At 56.5% G+C, this 20,746-nt stretch carries 12 protein-coding genes; 7 read left to right on the top strand and 5 right to left on the bottom strand.

What is annotated here, in order from left to right; all coding sequences use genetic code 11:
• The first annotated feature begins 4 nt into the window (after positions 1–4).
• The 7 genes from ABC383_RS12420 to ABC383_RS12390 all read left to right on the top strand — a co-directional run bounded on the left by ABC383_RS12420 (position 5) and on the right by ABC383_RS12390 (position 12,159).
• Positions 5–892 carry a LysR substrate-binding domain-containing protein gene (locus ABC383_RS12420; RefSeq protein ID WP_413016332.1) on the top strand — a complete coding sequence of 296 codons (888 nt, stop codon included), beginning with the start codon at positions 5–7 and terminating at the stop codon, positions 890–892.
• Positions 893–1,112: 220 nt separating this feature from the next.
• Positions 1,113–2,336 (top strand): ankyrin repeat domain-containing protein, encoded by a 1,224-nt coding sequence (locus ABC383_RS12415; RefSeq protein ID WP_413014347.1) that lies wholly within the window; start codon positions 1,113–1,115, stop codon positions 2,334–2,336.
• A gap of 446 nt (positions 2,337–2,782) precedes the next feature.
• Positions 2,783–4,270 (top strand): FAD-linked oxidase C-terminal domain-containing protein, encoded by a 1,488-nt coding sequence (locus ABC383_RS12410; RefSeq protein ID WP_413014345.1) that lies wholly within the window; start codon positions 2,783–2,785, stop codon positions 4,268–4,270.
• A gap of 16 nt (positions 4,271–4,286) precedes the next feature.
• Positions 4,287–5,354 carry a glycolate oxidase subunit GlcE gene (glcE, locus tag ABC383_RS12405; RefSeq protein WP_413014343.1) on the top strand — a complete coding sequence of 356 codons (1,068 nt, stop codon included), beginning with the start codon at positions 4,287–4,289 and terminating at the stop codon, positions 5,352–5,354.
• A gap of 1 nt (position 5,355) precedes the next feature.
• Entirely contained in the window at positions 5,356–6,579 is a 1,224-nt protein-coding gene (glcF, locus tag ABC383_RS12400; protein WP_413014341.1) for a glycolate oxidase subunit GlcF, read from the top strand.
• A gap of 439 nt (positions 6,580–7,018) precedes the next feature.
• The gene (locus ABC383_RS12395) at positions 7,019–9,760 is read left to right on the top strand and encodes a hypothetical protein (protein ID WP_413014339.1); all 2,742 of its coding nucleotides are present in this window, start codon (positions 7,019–7,021) and stop codon (positions 9,758–9,760) included.
• A gap of 779 nt (positions 9,761–10,539) precedes the next feature.
• Positions 10,540–12,159 (top strand): leucine-rich repeat domain-containing protein, encoded by a 1,620-nt coding sequence (locus ABC383_RS12390; protein ID WP_413014337.1) that lies wholly within the window; start codon positions 10,540–10,542, stop codon positions 12,157–12,159.
• A 360-nt stretch (positions 12,160–12,519) separates the two neighbouring features.
• Here the strand turns inward: ABC383_RS12390 and ABC383_RS12385 are convergent, their stop codons facing one another.
• The 5 genes from ABC383_RS12385 to ABC383_RS12365 all read right to left on the bottom strand — a co-directional run bounded on the left by ABC383_RS12385 (position 12,520) and on the right by ABC383_RS12365 (position 20,739).
• Positions 12,520–14,565 carry a hypothetical protein gene (locus ABC383_RS12385; protein ID WP_413014336.1) on the bottom strand — a complete coding sequence of 682 codons (2,046 nt, stop codon included), beginning with the start codon at positions 14,563–14,565 and terminating at the stop codon, positions 12,520–12,522.
• A gap of 446 nt (positions 14,566–15,011) precedes the next feature.
• Positions 15,012–16,616, bottom strand: a complete 1,605-nt coding sequence (locus ABC383_RS12380) for a hypothetical protein (protein WP_413014334.1) — start codon at positions 16,614–16,616, stop codon at positions 15,012–15,014.
• Between the two features lie 3 nt (positions 16,617–16,619).
• The gene (locus tag ABC383_RS12375) at positions 16,620–17,102 is read right to left on the bottom strand and encodes a CesT family type III secretion system chaperone (RefSeq protein ID WP_413014332.1); all 483 of its coding nucleotides are present in this window, start codon (positions 17,100–17,102) and stop codon (positions 16,620–16,622) included.
• 174 nt (positions 17,103–17,276) lie between these two features.
• Positions 17,277–19,331 (bottom strand): hypothetical protein, encoded by a 2,055-nt coding sequence (locus ABC383_RS12370; RefSeq protein ID WP_413014330.1) that lies wholly within the window; start codon positions 19,329–19,331, stop codon positions 17,277–17,279.
• A gap of 271 nt (positions 19,332–19,602) precedes the next feature.
• Positions 19,603–20,739 carry a PilT/PilU family type 4a pilus ATPase gene (locus ABC383_RS12365; RefSeq protein WP_413014328.1) on the bottom strand — a complete coding sequence of 379 codons (1,137 nt, stop codon included), beginning with the start codon at positions 20,737–20,739 and terminating at the stop codon, positions 19,603–19,605.
• Between the last annotated feature and the right edge of the window lie 7 nt (positions 20,740–20,746).

The raw sequence follows: 20,746 nt of genomic DNA, 5'->3' as shown, positions 1-20,746 counted from the left end.
GCCCCTGACCACCCGCCTGCCGCCGGTGCATGCGCTGTCCGCCTTCGAAGCCGCGGCGCGCCACCAGTCCTTCGCGCTGGCCGCGGATGAACTGTGCATCACGCCGTCGGCGCTGTCGCACCGGATCCGGCTGCTCGAAGATTTCGTCGGCGAGCGCCTGTTCCTGCGCGATGGCCGCTCGATCGGCCTGTCCGAGTTCGGTCGCCGCTATCTCGACGTGGTGCGCAGCGCGCTGCGCACCCTGACCGACTTCCCGATGCCGCATCGCAGCGCGCAGGCGCAGCCGAGGATCAAGGTCACGCTGCCGCCGACCTTTGCCCGCTACATGTTCGTGCCGCACCTGGCCGACTTCACGCAGCGCTATCCGGACATCGTGGTGGAAGTGTTCATGTCGGTGCCGCTATACGACCTGAGCCTGTCGGAGAGCGATGTCGAGGTACGCTTCGGCGCGGGCAACTATCCCAACATCATCACCGAGAAGCTGTTCGAGGAGCCGGCCTTCGCCGTCGCCAGCCCGTCCTACCTGGCGCAGGTCGGGCCGTTGCATACGCCGGCCGACCTGCGCGGCAAGACCCTGCTGCGCTCGGCGCTGGAACCCTGGCAGCCATGGTTCGAAGCCGCCGGCCTGGACTGGCAGGAGCCGTCCTCCGGCCTGCGGGTCGACGACCTTGGCCTGCTGCTGGAAGCGATCCGCCACGGCCATGGCATAGGCTTGACGCGCAGTCACTTCGCCCAGGCGGCGCTGGCGGCCGGCGACGTGGTGCGGCTGTTCGACGTCGAACTGGCATCCCCGCCGCATGCGTATTACATGGTGTACGAAAAGCCGGCGCGGGAGCGCGGCGAAGTGACGCTGTTCATCGACTGGATGAAGGCGACGTTTCGCAACGGCTGAGAGCAAGCTCAGACAGGGAACAGCTGGCTTGCAGGAATTGTAGTAATCCACTTTCCTGGCTTCATCTCATCGGCATTTTTCTAGGACCCAGGAATTCGCGATACGCATGGAACTGTATTTCCGTGCATATCCATATTTCTCCATCTAAAGAACGATCTGTCCTGAACCTAACACGTTCGAGTGGTAATCACCTTTTCGATACTTTTAAAGGGGAAATGTCATGTCCACACCATGTAATAAGGCCGGCATCGTTCGCGTGTCAGCGGAAATAACCACCTCGGAACATTACTTGCATTTTGAAATGCCAGGAGAGAAAACGCAGAAGCGTAAGGGACAGGGTGCTGTATCAAACCCTAATATGCGGTCCGGGGAAACGCAAGGGGGCAATGCCAGCAATACGTCACTGTTGTCCAAAACGCCTGTTCCAGAGGGCGGCGGAACGCTGATTACTTCCAGCAGGCCGGCCATATCAAATACGCAGGCAACCGTTCCGGGGCAACTGAAGCAACCGACCTTGGCCTTGTTTAACAGCTTATTGAAAATGAACGATGATCGGAAGATCAGACAGGCATTGATTGGTTTTGATGTAAATATGCCGATGGAGAACAAGGTAACCATGCTCGAAGACGCCTTGGTTCAGACAGATATCCGTTCTACCCGCTCGATGCTGGCGCAGACCTTGATGGAAATGGGGGCGCGCTTTGATTCGGTTAATCCAGATCGCTCCAGGGTGCTAGAGGGAGCAATTAAAATTGACAATATTGATTTGGTAAAATCTTTGGTCTCGCGCTGCAAGAATAAAGGCAATCAGGCAATGCATAAAGCGCTGCTTGATGCCGTGCGCGCCGTGAAGCCGAAAATTACACTCGCACTTCTCAAGGAAATGCCAAAGATTGACCCTTCCCTGATAGAAAAGAACGATCCGCAAATCCTTAGTAAGTTATTTGCCGAGGCTGTATTTCTGCGTGACCTGGAAATAATCAAAACACTCTGGGATAAAGCGCCAGGCATCGACATTAATGCTCACGTTAATAACCAGCAAACGGCGTTATCAATTGCAGCAGGGATCGCTGAGCCCGATCTCGTTGAATTCCTTTTGGCCAAAGGGGCAAAAGTAAATGGAACGGATAAATTTAACAGGGATGACGCGGTTGCCAATGTGCTTGCTGGACGCATAAATTATGTCCTGATGATGAATGTCGAGGAACGGGCGCAGTACAGGCAGAAGAAACTTGAAACCCTTCAAAAGCTGGTGGAGGCAAAAGATGTGTCGATTGATTTCAGCCGAAGAGTGACGACATCGCATGGTGAAAACGAGACGCTGTATGACATTGCGGCTAGAGATGGTCGCAAGATTGTCGGTGGGCCAGAATTTGTCACGTGTCTGGCGCAGGCACATTTACGCCTGGCATCCAGGCGTACGGGCGTGCCGCTGAAATATTAATCTTGATAAGACAAAAGTAAGGATGGAGGCAGTAAGCAAAACGCGATAACGCCAGTTCCTTCAACGCATCATCATGCGACACTGCGCCTCTGCCTGGCTTGGCAGAGGCGCAGCTTTATTTTATTAGTGCCGCTGCCTACGCTCTCTGCCCCTTCTTGGCATTGCGTCAGTGACGTTGCGCGACGTCGTAATCCCGTTTCACCGCGATTTTCGCGCACAGCCTCAAGCGCCGAGCGCCCTGAACGCGAAGCCGCTTCTTCCCCATCGCCACGAAATTTGGCTTTTTCTGTCAGCCACATCAAAATCTTTCACCAATCTCCGCAAAGCTTTTCAGTCATTCCGCCGCCGCAAACGCCTTTTATCGCCCCAGTTTCGCTACACTGTCCGCTTTCTTGAAGAGCGGGTGCCATTCGGCGCGCCCGCTACCCATCCCAGGACGTACAGCCATGAATGCTCCATCAGAAGCGCCGTTCGCCGCCGCGCGCCAGCGCGAGGTCGCCGATGCCCTGAACGCCGTGCTGCCGGCGGGCGCGGTCCTTTTTAACGAGGAAGATACCCGGCCTTATGAATGCGATGGCCTGGCGGCTTATCGCCAGTTGCCGATGATCGTGGTCCTGCCCGCCAACGAAGAGCAGGTAATCGCCGCTATCAACGTTTGCCGTCGCCTGAAGGCGCCCATCGTGCCGCGCGGCGCCGGCACCGGCCTGTCCGGCGGCGCGATGCCGATCGCCGACGGCGTGGTGATCTCCACCGCCCGGCTCAACCGCATCGTCAGGCTCGACGCCTACTCCCGCACCGCCATCGTCCAGCCGGGCGTGCGCAACCTCGCCATTTCCGAGGCGGCCGGCGCGCATGGCCTGTACTACGCGCCCGACCCGTCGTCGCAGATCGCCTGCACCATCGGCGGCAACGTGGCCGAGAACTCCGGCGGCGTGCATTGCCTGAAATATGGACTGACCGTGCACAACGTGCTGCGGGTGCGCATGGTCACCATCGACGGCGAGATCGCCGAACTCGGCGGCGAGGCGCTGGACGCGCCCGGCCTGGACCTGCTGGCGCTGTTCATCGGCTCCGAGGGCATGCTGGGCGTGGTCACCGAAGTGACCGTGCGGCTGATTCCCAAGCCGCAGCAGGCGCGGGTGGTGATGGCTTCCTTCGACGACGTGGTCAAGGGCGGCAATGCGGTGGCCAACGTGATTGCCGCCGGCATCATCCCGGCCGGCCTGGAAATGATGGACAAGACCAGCTCGCGCATGGTCGAGCCCTTCGTGCATGCCGGTTACGACACCGAGGCCGAAGCCATCCTGCTGTGCGAGTCCGACGGCCTGCCGGAGGAAGTCGACGAAGAAATCGCCCGCATGGAAGCGGTGTTCCGCGATTCCGGCGCGACTGCCATCGCGGTGTCGCAGAACGAGGCCGAGCGCCTGAAGTTCTGGTCCGGCCGCAAGAACGCCTTCCCGGCCGCCGGCCGCATTTCGCCGGACTATTACTGCATGGACGGCACCATCCCGCGCCGCAACCTGGCGCAGGTGCTGCTGGGCATTGCGGAGATGGAAAAGAAATACGGCCTGCGCTGCGCCAACGTGTTCCATGCCGGCGACGGCAACCTGCATCCGCTGATCCTGTTCGATGCCAACCAGCCCGGCGAATTCGAGCAGGCGGAGCTGTTCGGCGCCGAGATCCTGGAACTGTGCGTCGAAGTGGGCGGCACCATCACCGGCGAGCATGGCGTGGGCATCGAGAAGATCAATTCGATGTGCGTGCAGTTCTCGCAGTCCGAGCTCGACGCCTTCCGCGCCGTCAAGCAGGCCTTCGACACCGCATTGCTGCTCAATCCCGACAAGGCCATTCCCAGCCTGCGCCGCTGCGCCGAGTATGGCCGCATGCATGTGCGCGCCGGCAAGCTGCCGTTCGCCGATCTGCCGCGCTTCTGATTCTGAAAGAGAGTGTATGGAACAGGTATTGCAGGAATTTAAGGACCGCATCGCCGGCGCCACGGCCGAGCGTCCGCTGCGCATCCGCGGCGGCGGCAGCAAGGACTGGTATGGCGGCGCCCTGCGCGGCGACGTGCTCGACACCCGCGGCTGGCGCGGCATCGTGGCCTACGACCCGACCGAACTGGTCATCACGGTGAGGAGCGGCACGCCGCTGTCCGAGGTGGAAGCGGTGCTGGCGGAAAAGAACCAGATGCTGGCGTTCGAGCCGCCGCACTTCGGCGCCGACGCCACCGTGGGCGGCATGGTGGCGGCCGGCCTGTCCGGCCCACGCCGCGCCGCGGTGGGCGCGGTGCGCGACTTCGTGCTGGGCGCGGTGCTGTTGAACCATCGCGGCGAAGTGCTGCATTTCGGCGGCCAGGTGATGAAGAACGTCGCCGGCTACGATGTGTCGCGGGTGCTGGCCGGCTCGCTCGGCACGCTGGGCCTGCTGCTGGAAGTGTCGCTGAAGGTATTGCCACGACCGTTCGAGGAAACCACGCTGGCCTTCAGCCTGAGCCAGGCCGACGCCATCCGCACGCTCAATGAATGGGGCGGGCAGCCGCTTCCCATCTCCGCCAGCGCCTGGCTGGACGGCACCCTGGCGGTGCGCCTGTCGGGCGCGGCCGCGGCGCTGAAGGGCGCGCGCAGCCGCCTGGGTGGCGAGGAAATCGCCGACGCTGCCGGCTTCTGGCACAGCCTGCGCGAGCAGCAGCATCCGTTCTTTACCGCACAGGAAGCGCCGCTGTGGCGCCTGTCGCTGCCCCCGGTGGCCGCGCCGCTGGAACTCGACGGCAATCAGCTCATCGAGTGGGGCGGCGCCCAGCGCTGGCTGCACAGCAGCGCACCGGCCGACGGCATCCGCGCCGCCGCCGCGCGCGCCGGCGGCCATGCCAGCCGCTTCCGCGCCGGCACCGCCGCCGACGCACGCGACGCCGTATTTCATCCGCTTGCTCCCGCGGTGGCTGGCATCCAGCGCCGCCTGAAGCAGGCTTTCGATCCGGCTGGCATCTTCAATCCCGGCCGACTGGGAAACGATTACTGACATGCAAACCAATCTCGCTGATTTCATCAAGGACACGCCGGAAGGCAAGGAAGCCGATTCCATCCTGCGGGCCTGCGTGCATTGCGGCTTCTGCACCGCCACCTGTCCGACTTACCAGCTGCTAGGCGACGAGCTCGACGGCCCGCGCGGCCGCATCTATCTGATGAAGCAGGTCCTGGAAGGCAAGCCCGCCACCGCCAAGACCCAGTTGCACCTGGACCGCTGCCTGACCTGCCGCAACTGCGAAACCACCTGCCCGTCGGGCGTGCGCTATGGCCGGCTGGTCGACATCGGCCGCAAGATCGTCGAAGACCAGGTGCCGCGCGCGCCGGCCGACCGCGCCGTGCGCACCGCGCTGAAGGAAACCCTGCCGCGCAGCTGGGTGTTCAGCCCGGCGATGAAGGCCGGCCAGCTGCTGCGCCCGCTGCTGCCTGCGGTGCTGAAGAACAAGGTGCCGAAGAAGCAGTCCGCCGGCGCCTGGCCGAGGCGCGAGCATGCCCGCAAGATGCTGCTGCTGGACGGCTGCGTGCAGCCGTCGATGTCGCCCAACATCAACGCCGCCACCGCCCGCGTGTTCGATGCATTGGACGTGCAGCTGATCGTCGCCCCGCGCGCCGGCTGCTGCGGCGCGATCCGCCATCACCTGAACGACCACGACGCCGCGCGCGACGACATGCGCCGCAACATCGACGCCTGGTGGCCGCATGTGGAAGCGGGCGCCGAAGCCATCGTGATGACGGCATCCGGCTGCGGCGCCACCGTCAAGGAATACGGCCACCTGCTGGAGCAGGATGCGGCCTATGCGCAGAAGGCCAAACGCATTTCCGAGCTCACGCGCGATTTGTCGGAACTGCTGCCGTCCTTCGAGGAAGAACTGAAGCAGAAGCTGCGCGGAAAGGTCGCCAAGCGCGTCGCCTGGCATCCGCCCTGCACCCTGCAGCACGGGCAGAAGATCCGTGGCAAGGTGGAAGACGTGCTGCGCGGCATCGGCGTGGATGTGCAACTGTGCGCCGACAGCCATCTGTGCTGCGGTTCGGCCGGCACCTATTCGGTGCTGCACCCGGACATCGCCTATGCCTTGCGCGACCAGAAGGTCGCCAACCTCGAAGCCACCAGGCCGGACATGATCGTCTCGGCCAACATTGGCTGCATTACCCATTTGCAGTCGGGCACGGCGACGCCGGTGGCGCACTGGATTGAGCTGGTGGATAGCGCGCTGGCTTGACACGTTCCGCTTCTGGCGGATGCCGCTTTCCGCCCTGGTAGTTGCCGGGGACGGGAAGCGGCGTACGTTTCACCCCTGTCGTGTATCGCGCAGACAGGCGTGTCCCCTTTTTTCAACTGGCATGCCTGTCCCGAGGCCGCCGCCATCTAAGCGAAGTCCGTTCAAGGTGACGTTCATCGCCCTTTAATTTCGCTGCTTGCTGCCACGAAGTATCTGATCGACGGGACAGAGCATCTCGATTGATCAAAGCCGATGGCTTGTTATCTTCTTCTGTGAAGTTGCATCGCCTATTTCGGGAGGTTCTATGCCAGGCGGAAGCATTAGCATCAGCGATTCTCACTCCGAAACGGAGTCACTCCTACCTCCACAACATGGCAAGGAGCAGAGCGGCAAGCCAGGCGGCAAACAGTCCGCGCCAGCTACCAAGCCTTCACCCCGCGTGACCACCAAAAAAGAAAGCCAGCCCATCCTGTCCAATGCATCGAGCTCTACCGGTAAAAGCCAGGCTGCAAAGGCAGGCAAAACCGGCAAGGCCAAGCCCGGCAGCGACAAGTCGCCCTCCAGAAGCTATTTCCAAAAACAACTAACTACGCCATTGCTTGACGAGGTGAGCGGTTCCTGGGACGACACGGAATACGATGTAATTCCCCTGTTCCAAAATCAAAATACATCAAGCGGTACTTCCACTAAAGCGCAGGCAAAAGTAGCTAGCAAGCCTGTATTCAAGAGCAACCCTTCATCCAGCCCGGCATCGTCCGACAATAAGCCGCCAGCCACAAAAAAAACAGCAGACGCAGGAACTCAGATTGCCCGCACTACCTCGCTTGCCATAGATGATTACGACAGTTCCATAGTTGAAAGCAGTAGCGGAGATAGCAGGGGTAAGGACGGGAACAATAGGTCCCAATCCGGTAAGCCGGCAACTTCGGGCGCACCAAAAACAGACCAGCAAAAGATAAACCTGAGCGATTTGCCGCTTGTCCAGAAAATAAGGAGAAGGCAATCACAGGGTGGGTTGGCACCGACCGGATTGGTGGAAGCGGAGATTGCAAAAAGAAAAAAAATAGCCGAAAAACAACCCCCAGCGCCAATCGATAAAGCCACGTTAATGCATGGCTATTCGCACGTCAAAGAATTGACACTTCTTATGAGCGGCGAAAATACGAACGAGAACGCCGAAGCGGTCTATAAGAAAGTGGCTGAAATCTGCACCGACCCAAAATTGGGAAGTCAACTGAAATTATCTTGCCTTTTGGGAAAGCGGGGGCAGCCTTGCAAGACCTTGCAGGCTGATGTCAATGCCTTTTTTGATAAATGGGTGATAGAAAAATACATTGACAATCATGCGCCACAGATACCAGCTAAGGTGGCCAGAACAAAAGCGCGACATGTTGCGGAGAACACAAAGCTGATCCGTGCTGAAGAGGAAAGAAAGCGTAACCTTGCCGAAGAGGAAAGAAAGCGGAAGCTTGCCGAAGAGGAAAGAAAGCGGAAGCTTGCCGAAGAGGAAAGAATACGGAACCTTCCTGAAGAGGAGAAAAAACTTCTTTTGAAAGAAAATAAGCGGTGGATTTCTTACGTGGAATCAGAAAAATGTGATGATGAAAAAATCGGACCGGATTGGTCGTTTTTTTCTTGGAGGCCAGAAGATGAAGAGCGCGAGACGCTTAAGGAATTCAAAGCGACATTAAATTGGTGGGAGAGACGGAAGATAAACAATATCAGACCGGCCGGACTAAAAGGCGCCTGGTACGTGGTCCGAAAGCGCCAGCTGCAAAGAATCGAACTTCTGAGAAAAATGCAGAAACGTTTGACTGTGGAGGAAAGAGCGTTTATTCGTGAGGAAACAAGAGTCTATCACGATATATTGGCGAATTCCGGCTTGCCGCTTTTGCATATTGCAATAAAGAACGAAAGCGTGGAATTAGTGCGCGCCTATCTGCTTGCAGTGACGGCATTTGCGCCATGCGATATCAAGAAAGAAGCAATACAGGCAACTCAGCATCAGAATTTGCAGGCATTTTATTATGCGATGACACACTCCACGACAACAATGATAAAGATGTTCATGGAGACGGTCCTGTATTCAGCCTTTATTTCTGACAAGGACAAGGAGGAAATTCTTCACGCAAGAAGGCCGGATAAACTCAAGAATGGCACCTTTGGAATAAGCGCATTTTACATGGCCATGGCGCTGGGAGATATAGCGAGGGCAGATATCTTCATGTCCACATTGCTGCGCTTGGACCCAAATTGCGAGATGTGGGAGTATTCCAAAATGAAGGAGAGGCTGCTCTTGGGGCAAAAATCATTTTACTCCAACGATACGGCCAAATATGCTGCGCGCGAGCATGGACATAAGAAACTGGTAAAGCGATACGACAAATATATAAATAGCTCACTGCTCAGCACGAAGGAAAAAGACGGACTATATATCTGCGTGGAAAATCCAATTCCGGAACTCAAGGAACAGCCAAAGTTACGAAATCCGACTGAAAAAGAGAGGGGATTACACAAAGCTATCTGGAAAACTTTGGAGATACCTGAAAATCCCAATGAGGTGTCAAAGCCCGTAAAAATTTCGAAAAGTCTTTCCGTCGCCCATTATACAAAACGGGACAACATGCTTCTTTGTGAAGCTGAGTTTGACAGCAAGAAAAAGGCGCCCAAGGATCCTGAGAAGTACATGGCCAAGAAGCCGATTCAAGTTACATTCGAAGATCTGAAAGATGCCGGTAACTATGCGCAGCTGTCCACTTTTCCCACGCAGGGCGCATCCGAGAAGAGAAGAACAGATGGCGACATGTGGATAGGCGTGCTTCCCGCAACAAGCAGGCAAGCGAGGAAAAATACCTGGGAGGCAAGGGCCGCTAACGGTACGCTACCCCCGCGTTCTTCCAGCTATGCAAGCGGTTTGGTCAGATTGCCTACTGCACCAAGCTCGTTTCCCGTTCTACCCAGGATCAACGAACTTACTCCCAAGAAGAGCACGCCCAATTCTGAACGTCGGACGGGCCAACAGAATGGGCTCCCGAATCGCACGCCGACCAGGCTTGTTTCCGATCGAACCCCGAAGTCGGTTCAGTCGAGATCAGACAATTCTCCCGGCCGAGGAAAAGATCTTCGCAAGCAGCAGGCAAGCAACTCCAAAGCTGCACCTGCTAAGCCTATTCCAACGTGATGCGTCGACGATCCGGTTCAATAAATTAAATTGGGCTGGCGAGCAACGATAATTGGTTGAAGATAAGGCGCAGGGCTTCCCTGCGCCGCATAGACCGGCTTTCGCAACATCGCCGAAGACGCCTTGTTGCCGTTGCTGCATGATGCGGCTAAGACGGCCCAATGACGCATCAAGCTGTTTCCACACATCATGCGGCACATGCCGCTGTTTGCCGTTCAATGTCTTGCTGCACCCTGCCATGCTTAAGCGATGTGGAATCGCTGAGGGCTGCAATCGCTTTCGCGACGACGGTCATATCGATAGCAACAGGCTTAGTACGCACTGGGGCGCTTCCAGCTTCAAGCCGCGTAAAGACCTGGCCCCAATGATATCCAGTTGGAGATATGAAAAAGCCGACGCCAAGGGCAGTCGAACCAGCAACGCATCTGAGAAATCGCAAGGCATCAGCCAGGGCCGATCGCACGTGCGCACTGCATCGTGGTTGAAACTTTAGACGTTAATGGTTGCACGACCATCAAGGCAGGTAGCTAGTAAAAAGATTGGAAATACTTTAGGAATAGCAGGTTTAAAAAGTTACACACGACGCCTAGACGGAACGTCATTTCTCCTCCCTTGATCACAGTTTGGCACAAGCAAAACAAGTGCTGATCCACTGTGTCACAACATTCATTCCTAACGAGGCCACCTTGAATAGCGCGAACTTATCCAAGTCGTATGAATCTTCCCGATTTCCGTCTCAATCATCTAACAGCAGTTCCATCGTCCATGAACAGAGTCGGTTGAAAAACGTACAAAAAAAGCAAACCGCACCCCAGGATAGTAAAAATTTACATCTGTACCTTGATATCAATAACCCTAGTCACTGTGCTTTTTTGAACGGAGAAATTCCAGATGATGATGTCGAGCGGCATCAACTTATTCAGCAATTAATATGGCATGAAAAATTTGACGTATTGAACTGGATGGATGAGAAAGGTGTGATCACAGGGTGTGTTGGTCTTGACAACAGCAAAGTTTGGGAAGGATTTATGCGTTTTCTAAAAGGGGCGCGTAATGTGGTAGCGCTTGACTTGAGTGGAAATGGCATGGGAAGGGGAGAGGATTATGCTGTGCCTGGAAGCGAAAAGGAGGGGTATGGTTCAGTTATCATGCCAGGCCCAATCAATAGTCTGCAAGATTTCACCGAAATTTTGGCAGAGAATCAAAGTATAAAAATTCTGGACATTTCAAAAAATAGACTTGGTGATTATCATTTTTTTGAACTTGCCGAAGCGCTGGAAGAAAACTCAACCTTAACTGATCTGGATGTCAGTCAAAATGATGAAGTCACTGCAGAAGGTTTGTATCGGCTTCTGGTAGGAATTTCAATAAATGAAGCATTTAAATATTTAAAATTGAGCATTAATGAAAAAACAGTTCCGGCACTTGTTTCTGTATTGGAGGCCAGTAGCATCGATTTTTCGCTAGATATCTCTGGAAGTAACCTCAGTAAGTATTGTATTAAATCAATTTTAAAAGCAATGAAAAAAAATTTTTCGGTGCGACGCCTAAAATTAGATGAAAACAATATTCTTGTAAATCTTTTAAAAAATAGTATTCGATACAACCAATACTTTAAAAGTGCAAGGGCACTTGTCGAGGTTTTGGAAAATAACCGAGCACTCATATCGATTAATATCAGTGAGAATAAAATTGGTTCCAAAGGGATCGAAGATCTATCTGCAGCATTGCGAGAAAATACGACATTAAAAACGCTTGGTGTTAGTGTTGTTGGTATTAAAAATTTGAAACCCCTGCTCAATATCTTTGACAAAAATAAAACGCTCGCCACACTTGATCTTTATGGGAGTCATTTTGAAAGAGAAGGAATACGTCTGCTCGCGGAATTCTTAAGGGAGAACAGGACGCTTAAAGCGCTGCGATTGGAACAGTACAGAATTAAGCCCAGAAACCGGCAGCAGGAAGTTTATCCCTTGCTATCTGATGAAGATGCTAAACTGTTTGCGTATGCCTTGCTTGAAAATAGAAATCTGGATTTGCTTAGTATTTTTAGCAGCTCCTCCTTCAGTTCTATCGGCATAAGCGCATTAAGAAATGCGATTTTCGATAACCACGCGCTAACTTGGATAAGTTTAAAATTTAATGATACACACGAAAACCGGAAAATCTGGGCTGATATAAATGCTTTGCTCATAAGAAATAGTAAAGTGAAATTACATACTGCGACAGCGGCGTATATTGATTTATGTCTCCGTTATAGCCCTTACCGCAAGAAAATTATCAGCATACCGGAAATAAATAAAGAAATCGCGGAGCGGATATCATTAATCTCGCCTGTGACAGCGCTCAATATGGCAGAAAAAGTTCTCGACGTTCCGCTATACATCGAAAGAGTTTAATGCGACCTATTAAATAGGGGAGAAGACAGAATAAGCTTCGGCCTTTCCTGGATTTTCCTGAATCGTGTTGAAAACCTGCGTAGTGACAGGCAACGAAACGTATGACAAGGGAACCCAGGCCAATGCCGAAGTAGCGTTCGAGGCGATGCCTTGATGCAGGCAAGACCAGTTCCAGTTTTGCCTAACTCTTTCTTTGCTTACACGGCAATGCATCCATGCTGCGCTGAAATCGGCTGAAATTACCTTTTGCAAGTTCTATGTGGTTGGAGACAACACGATGAAGCATGCAGGGTGATTGTTCACGGCGGGGCAGGGCCAATAGCGATATAACCCCGCCCTGCCCCGCACTGCAAGATTTGCCTATTCGCTGGATTCCGAGCTATCCGAAATGTCGAGGCTTTCATTGACCAGATTCTTAACTTTCCTGGCTGGGGATGTCGGCCCAGTTCCTTCGTCAACGGTTTCTGCGACGTCAGCCTTGCTGGCATGGCCGGTATTTTCGGACACATTACGAGATGAACCTCTTCCTTGCTTTCGGCTCGGCGCCGCAGACTTCTCACTCTTGAGGCGATTGGCATCGACCCTTTCATCAACCATGTTGCGCCGCGTCACTCTATTGTCGTTGTCGTCTCCATTGACGTCTTCATCGCCACCATCCATGGTGCCTCGATGCTTGGGAGCTTTTTTACCCAGATTTGTTCTTTCTTTGTAATCCGCCATGAGTTCGGCCGTCGAATTCATCGAAGGCAGCCCTGGTTTGGGCCCTAGGTTTTCCGCATCCTCCCGTATCGGAATTTGCAAACAAGGAAACGTTTCTAGGAATACGTCCCGAGTTCCGAGCCCGAGGCCCAGAACACCACGATAAGCCAGTTCAAACTCCTTACGCGCATTGAATGCGAAAATCAGCATGCCATATTGGCCCCACATGATGCCGATCTTTCCGCTTGCGCTTGCTGTAGCTTGCAGCATGGGTGTCGTAAAGCCATAGTTCCATCCGGTACTGATGCCAAGTACACTTCCCTTGGCCAGAAGACCGGCAACAAATTCTGCTAATTTTCCAGCCACTTCGCCGCGTTGGTCGCCAATGCCACGTTTCACGTTGAACATGGCCCTCATTTCGAACCAAAGTGAACTCGGTAATTGGGATTTTTGCACTGCTTGATTGATTAATTTATTTAGCGCAGCTTTCTCGCGCTCTTTTACGCCTACCAATTCCCTACTGATGCCAGGAGTGTTGATAGATGCGACAAGAAGTTGTCTATGCAGGTCCAGGATTGTCAATTCTTTTTTCCAGATGGCCATTGTTTTGGTAATCCTTTGCCCGCTTGAGTTATGAAGCTGGCGGCGAAGAAAGTGCGTGGTGGTCGCCGTGCTTGCCCCCGCCAGCGTGCCTGCGACCAGCAGCGTAAACAAGCTGGCAAACGAGGTGGCAGGCAAATTCATGCGCGCAATGATGCTGTAGCGCGTGCCGTAACAGAGGGTATAGAAGTAATAGGGTAGGTCTTCCGTACTCATTTTTCCTAGCCAGGCTTTCAGGAATCCCGTCACGCCTATGTCGCTTAGCCGCACGTCATCTGAACCGTCTGAGGCATTCTGATTGTCGGCATATTGATGGGGTTGCATGCCGCCGATTCGGCGCACCAAGTTTCTGGCCGCTTGCTCAATCAGGTTGCCAAGCAGAGGGTAAGTCTTGTCAGCATGCGGATTGCTCCAGGTGGTGTTGCGTATCATCGGCGAGAACCGTTCCGTCAAAGCCCACAGAAGGGTGCTCATTCCCCAGCCGACCACCGGCATGCCCACCGCACTGGAGGTCAAGGTGCCAGCACCGAAGCACATCAGGAAGGCATTCGCGCCGGACAAAAAATTGAAGAGCATCTCCCGGGAGCAAAGATCCTGGTTGGACTCCTTTGCTTCCCGCATCAGGTCATTGTATTCAGCATGGGCGCTTCTCAGCGCTGTTCTCAGCTGGATTACATCCGGTGTATCGTCGAGCGCATCTTCGGATATAAAGCGTTGCAGGTAAGCTAACGGATCCTTCATACCGCCATGCGATGCATCGTCCATGTCAATGCCCGCATCAGCAGGCGATACACTTGGATCCACTGTTGCCCAGCTGCCGTTGACATTGCCGGGCGACGTGGCCAGTTTGTGCGCAATAGTCAAGGCACCTGGATGCTCCACCAATTCCCATTCCTCATCGTCCGGATCAGCTCTTTTCTGATCGGACAAGACTTGCTGATTGGGAACGAATTCCCAGTCATCGTCGCCTTCCATTAACTCCCAGTCATCCATGCCTGGATCAGTTTGCTTCTGCTCGGATTTTCCCTGCGTTGCTACCGGTTTTCCCCAACGGGTAGCAGATTCAAATGAGCTGCTTGAACTCCCGTATCTGGCTGTCCCATCCATCCGCTTCTCCTCTGTGAAAGTGATTGAAGGCATTGATTCCATAACGTGTTCGTGCCCAGGCATTTGCGTGAAGCCTGTTTGTCTTAAGGATGCATGTATTTTTCAACTGCACTATGTTCCCCGGCTCGCCGCGAAGGAGCCGTGGCCAATGAACAGACGGGCGGTTGCATTGCTGCACTGTGATCATTTTTGTTGCACGTGACGCCCACCATGGAAGCGGTCATTTGACCTTGCTGCAGATAGTGCATTCGCAGCGATAAAAAGGCTCAAGGCAGGCTTGCGGCGATCTGGATCAATCGCGATAGGTAACAGCGCGGCAATAGCCAACATGCTTAATTAGTCTTGTTAGCATGGGCATTAGCCCAAGTGTAAAAAGCAGGATTCATCTGGCGGCGTGGCGACCTGTAAGACGGCCAGCGCTATCTATGCATTGCCAGGGGTTAGCCTTAAACGTCTTCGTCAGCCCGGGCTGACACGCCACAGCAACATCTCCTTGCAATCGCTTGCCCCACACCCAGCATGGTCCTGCCCACGACTTCGAACTCCCGGCGGAAGGAAAAGCCCCAGGCGATCGACACCAGCGGCGGCACGATATAGCCACTCCATCTGACCCAGGGCAAGGCCGATCTTGTTGCGGCTGAGCCTGCAAGCTGGCCAACCGCGATGCCGGGCAGCTGGGAGGCGGCTTTGCCGATGAAGCTGGCGAGGGTGTCGAGCCGCTTGCCCGGCACTTCGGGGTCGATGCCCGTCGCGTCACGCCTGGACTGCAGCATCACGCGCCATTCGTAGGCAAGGGAGGGGATGAAGCGCGACTTTGCGACGGCTTTCTGATGCCACAGCAGTAAGGAAGCCTTCAGCTGTTCCAGGGTGTTTATCGCGGCGATATCCAGTCCATGCTCTGCAAGCTTGCCGTCGATGCGATCAAGCAGCATGCCGACATAGTGCGCCTCCTTTTCCCAAAGGGCGCATGGCTTGGTGACTGTTTCCTTGCCGCCGGTATGTTCCATGACCGAGGCGCGTAGCAAGTGCATGCCTTCCTGGATCAGGGCGCCAGCGACAAAGCCGCCGCCGGCGCGTATGCCGGCGAAGGCAAGCTTGCCTTGCCAGGTGGACATGTCATAGAAAGACTTGCCGAAGAATTCGGGCAAACAGTTGGTCAGCCCGTACATCACGCTATAGACGTGGTAGATCAGATCGTCGGTGAAATGCTTGCCTGCCCACAGCCCACGCCAGCTGGTGCGATCCAGCCATTCGCTTGCATTGAGCCATTCAGTGTGATTGCTGTCATGGTCCAACCACTGAAACTTCTTGTTGCATTCAAGGTCGGCAGTGCCTTCCAGTTGCTCCCGTATGGCGCGCGCCTGCAGGCGTTGGCGCACCATGTAGAAATCCATGTAGGGGTTATTGACCGTGGTGGCGCGCATCATGCTGATCAATGGCTCGGCGAAAGTCCAGGCAACGGTATTGACCGTCAAGCCCACCAGCCAGCTGCCGCTGTAGGCGGCTGCGAAGCCACCCAGGCCAAAGCAGATGAAGTTGCCGACGCCGCCGGCAGCCAGATTGTGCAGGTGCTTCAGCCCGCCTTCTCTGGTCACCTTTTGGTAGGCATCCCATTCCCGTTGGTAACGCGCATAAGCGGCCCTGGTGCTGGCGTCATTGATGGTGTGGAAAAGATAGCCTGGATCTGTGCTCTGGCTCAGTCTTGACCATGTGGCAACGGCTGCATCGAGGTCCGCTCGCGCTTTTTTCGTGTCTCCCCCTTGCCTGCTGATATTGATCAGACGGCTGCTGGCAAGGTCCATCTTGCGCTTGCAGCGGGCCAGCTTCTGTTGCAGCGCGCCGTCCAGCGGTATCGCCATGAATGCGGGTGCATCCTGAACGCCAATGCCGCTGTCTGCCGCTTGCGTTGCTGTGAAGGGCTGCAACACGATGTCGTCGTCATCACCGCCATTATCCCGGTCATTGCCTTTCACATAGGACGACGATGGCTGTTGCCGGTTCAGCATCGGCGTCGAGCTGTTGGACCGTTGCCTGCCCTCGGTGGCGCGCATGGGTTACGCGAGGTCGATCATGGACGCGGCACGGCCGTGTGCAGTAGCGCCGGTTGCCACAGTGCTCGCGGCAGCTTCTGGCGCATCGTCGTGCAACATCGCGCGCAGGCTGTTGGTCTGGGTTGCGTAGACGGTAAACGCCTGCGCCAGCATTTGCGTGTCGAGTTTTTCGGGCTGCATGAAGTGCACCACGAAAATCGCATTGCCACTGTTGGGGTCGAGCGAATAGACGCCGTTGGTCTTGGCGCCCGACAGCAGATTCATGGTCAGCAGCTGGCCATACATGTCGGTGCGCATTGCCTCCGGAATAGGCCCCATGTCCACGTAGCAGAACAGCATGTCCGGATTGACCTGCTCGTCAAAGAAAAGCGCAATCTCCACGCCGTCGATCGTGATGCGGCCTTGATCGCCCAGCGCGTCCGGTGCTGGATGATTGAGCGCCATGCAAACCTTGCGGCATAAGGCCTTGAACTCTTTTTCTTTCATGGGACAGCTCCTGAAGTTGAACAAGCGGGGCAGTAGGCGAAGCGGATGTGATGCGGCGCGCCAAGGCACGCAGGGGCGAAGGGCCAGACGCCATGCGTGGGGAATCGCGCCGCTATGTAACCTGCTTTTTGCCGGGGTTCACTCAGGGTGGGGCAGCCCCAGGCAGGCACTGCTTCATGCACTGTCGTCATCCGTGCTTGAGTCATCACCCGATGCGGTGTAGCTGTCACGGGCATCCTGCCTGGATGACGAAGAAGTCTCGCTGTCTTCGGAATCCTCTGACGTGACCGGGCTGGAGCTGGTATCGGAGCTTGGGCTTGTGCTTGTGTCAGACCTGGTCTCGACCTTGTCGGAGCTAAGCGATCCATCGTGATCCGCTTTTGTGGGTGTGCGTGCGGCTTGTCGCGCGGCGCTGTTGCCTTCATGGCTCTTATTGGCCTTGGCCAGACCGCCTTCATTGCTTGAACGGGCTTGTCCGGTGTTACCGTGCTCCTTGCCCTCATCGTCGTTGCCGCCGGTGCTTGCGCCGACGCCCCCTTCGTCGCCAGCGTCGGGATCGGCTGCGCAGCAGCATCCTGCGCGCAGGGCGCTGAGCTTGCCCTTGCTGGCGCCGTACAGGGAGCGCCACCAGTCCTGGAATTCCGTGCGCATCGCAAAGCCGGGCCAGGCAATCAGGAAAAACGGCGGCACGGTATAGGAGATCATGCGCTCCATCAGGCTGTTGGAATTGGCAAGCGGCTGGCACAGATGTGTCGCCAGCAGGCCGGGCAGCAGGCTGGTGGTCTTGCCGAGGATGCTGCATATGGTGTCGAGCCGCTTGCCAGGCATGTCGGGGTCGGTTCCTGTCGACTCGCGTTTCTTCTGGAACATCACGCCGAATTCATGGCCGATCGACGTCAACAAGCCGGACTTGGCCTGCGCCTTCCGATGCTGGGCCCGGACTTCCACAAGCTGTCGCTCCAGTTGCCTTGCATCGTTCGCCGGCAGGTTTGTTCTGGTCAGCTCCTCTTCCATGTCCTCGATATAGGACTTCAGATAGCGTGCCTCCAGCTTCCAGACGTGCAGGCTTTTGGTCACGACTTCCTGGCCTTTGGTGGCGCCCGAGATGGCACGGCGCAATCCCTGGGCAAGCAGGGTGGTGAGTGCGCCGGAAGCCAGTCCCGCGCCGAACTGCGCCAGCAGGTCATTGCGCATGCCAAGGGGAGAGGTGCGATCGAAGAATGCCGGGCCCAGCGCTTCATTGAGCGAATTCTTGCCGGCATACAGAAAGAAGAACACAAAGAAGGGCAGGTCATCCGTGACGACCTTATGCAGCCAGAGCCATAGGTCCTGATTGGTGGCGAGCGCCTGCGCGGCCGTCAGGCGGGAGTACTGCCCAGTTCGGGGATCCTGCCACAGCATCTTCGCCTTGGGTTTTATATGTGCGAGGTGGCGCCATGCATCGCCGTTGGCGCGGGCGCGCGCACGCTGACGTCCGACGCAGATTTCCGATGCCGGATTGGTCCAGCTGGTGGTGCGCACCATGGTCCAGATCGGCTCGGCCAGCGTGTGGAGCGTGCCGGCGAGCAGCACGAGATAGGGAATCTGCAAGCCGCGCGACAGCATGGTTGCCGTGCCAAACGGCATGGCGTAGGCCACCGCGCCGGACGCCATGTTCCACAGGTATTTCGTGCAGCTGTCGCGCTGTGTCTGCTGATAGTCATTCCAGACATGCCTGAAGCGGTTCTCGAGATCGACAGTGGCAGCGGTCTTGACCCGTTCCATCAAGGTGCCCGACAGGTCGGGCTGCAACAGGCTGGCACATTGCTGCAGCCGGGTGGCAAGCTCCTTGCGTTCCTTCTGCAGCCTGGTGAGCTCGTTCGCCGACGTGCCGTCGCCGGCAGGGCGCAGGCGTATCGCAGCCAGGGCATCGGTGTTGGCCTCGTATTGCTGGCAAAGCTGCAAGATCTCCCGGTCCACGCGCGGATGGCTGCTGAGGGCGCCTGCATTCTCTGGCCGTGGCTGGCGCTGTGTGTGGCTGCGATGGATCTGGTTGAACGACACCACGGGGGTATCGCTCACGGTTTCCGACAAGGCGCTTGAGCTGCTGGCAGAAGCGACGGCGGTCCCCGGCTTGCGGTTCGTCGGGGGGCTGCCAGCATGATTGTCATCATCGTTGCCATCCATCGAGATGATGGTGTGCTTCTGTGGCGTCTTGTTGCTGACTTGCCCGACCTGTGCGTTCCGCATGCTTTTCTCCCATTGCATTCTGCTGCTGGTTTTCGAGGGAGCGGGCAGGGCGGCCACGCACAGCCAGGAGCCTGAAGCGGAAGGCCCCGGGCGCGCGTTGGCTGGCTGTCGGTCTGGGTCAGACTGAACGCGGGATGGAGATGGCGCCTGCTCGCAAGATGCGCAGCTTGCGGCTGCCTCGTGGCCGGTTCATTGAGACAGCGCAAGCGCAACCTTGCGCCAGCGCAGGAGTCGGCTTGCTAGCGTGGGATGCGGACGGGCGTGGGGTGACTTACACGATGCCCAGATGGGCGGTGCCGGAGGACAGGTCGCGGTCCTTGGCTTCCTTGCCGTTGAGCTTGATCGACAGCCGCAGGTCATTGACCGAATCGGCATTGCGCAGCGCGTCTTCGTACGAGATGCGGCCGGCTTCGTGCAGGTCGAACAGCGCCTGGTCGAAGGTCTGCATGCCCAGCTCGCGCGACTTCTTCATGATCTCCTTGATCTCATGCACGTCGCCCTTGAAGATCAGGTCCGACACCAGCGGCGAGTTGAGCATGATCTCCACCGCGGCGCAGCGGCCCTTGGTGTCTTTCAGAGGCACCAGGCGCTGCGAAATCATGGCCTTGAGGTTCAGCGACAGGTCCATCAGCAATTGCTGGCGGCGCTCTTCGGGGAAGAAGTTGATGATGCGGTCCAGCGCCTGGTTGGCGCTGTTGGCATGCATGGTGGCCAGGCACAGATGGCCGGTCTCAGCGAAGGCGACCGCATAGTCCATCGATTCACGGTCACGGATCTCGCCGATCAGGATCACGTCGGGCGCCTGGCGCAGCGTGTTCTTCAGCGCGGTGCCCCAGTCGGCGGTGTCAACGCCGATCTCGCGCTGGGTCACGATGCAGTTCTTGTGCGGATGGATGTATTCGACTGGATCTTCCACCGTGATGATGTGGCCGTAGCTGTTCTCGTTGCGGTAACCCACCATGGCCGCCAGCGTGGTCGACTTGCCGGAGCCGGTGGCGCCCACCATAATGACCAGGCCGCGCTTGGTCATCACCACGTCCTTCAGTACTTCCGGCAGCTTCAGGTCTTCCATTTTCGGAATGGCGGTGGTGATCACCCGCAGCACCATGCCGACCTTGCCCTGCTGGACGAAGGCCGAGACGCGGAAGCGCCCGAGATTGGCCGGGCTGATCGCGAAGTTGCATTCCTTGCTGGCCTCGAATTCGGCGGCCTGCTTGTCGCTCATGATGGCGCGCGCCAGTTCCAGGGTGTGGCCGGGCATCAGTGGCTGGTTAGACACGGGCGTCATCTTGCCGTCAATCTTGAAGGCGGGTGGGAAGTCGGCCGTGATGAAGAGGTCCGAGCCGTTCTTGCTCAGCATCAGCCGCAGCAGGTCGTGCATGAATCGGGTTGCCTGTTCGCGTTCCATCGTACGT

It is taken from the genome of Noviherbaspirillum phoenicis (genome assembly GCF_047237965.1).
GTDB lineage: Bacteria > Pseudomonadota > Gammaproteobacteria > Burkholderiales > Burkholderiaceae_D > Noviherbaspirillum_A.
Note: the sequence above shows the minus strand (reverse complement) of the source record. Positions and strands in the feature narration are given on the sequence as shown.

Coding starts and splice junctions, on each gene's coding strand:
- ABC383_RS12365 (WP_413014328.1), bottom strand. CDS start 20,739: ATGGAACGCGAACAGGCAACCCGATTCATGCACGACCTGCTGCGGCTG.
- ABC383_RS12370 (WP_413014330.1), bottom strand. CDS start 19,331: ATGCGGAACGCACAGGTCGGGCAAGTCAGCAACAAGACGCCACAGAAG.
- ABC383_RS12415 (WP_413014347.1), top strand. CDS start 1,113: ATGTCCACACCATGTAATAAGGCCGGCATCGTTCGCGTGTCAGCGGAA.
- ABC383_RS12375 (WP_413014332.1), bottom strand. CDS start 17,102: ATGAAAGAAAAAGAGTTCAAGGCCTTATGCCGCAAGGTTTGCATGGCG.
- ABC383_RS12410 (WP_413014345.1), top strand. CDS start 2,783: ATGAATGCTCCATCAGAAGCGCCGTTCGCCGCCGCGCGCCAGCGCGAG.
- ABC383_RS12380 (WP_413014334.1), bottom strand. CDS start 16,616: ATGCGCGCCACCGAGGGCAGGCAACGGTCCAACAGCTCGACGCCGATG.
- glcE (WP_413014343.1), top strand. CDS start 4,287: ATGGAACAGGTATTGCAGGAATTTAAGGACCGCATCGCCGGCGCCACG.
- ABC383_RS12385 (WP_413014336.1), bottom strand. CDS start 14,565: ATGGATGGGACAGCCAGATACGGGAGTTCAAGCAGCTCATTTGAATCT.
- glcF (WP_413014341.1), top strand. CDS start 5,356: ATGCAAACCAATCTCGCTGATTTCATCAAGGACACGCCGGAAGGCAAG.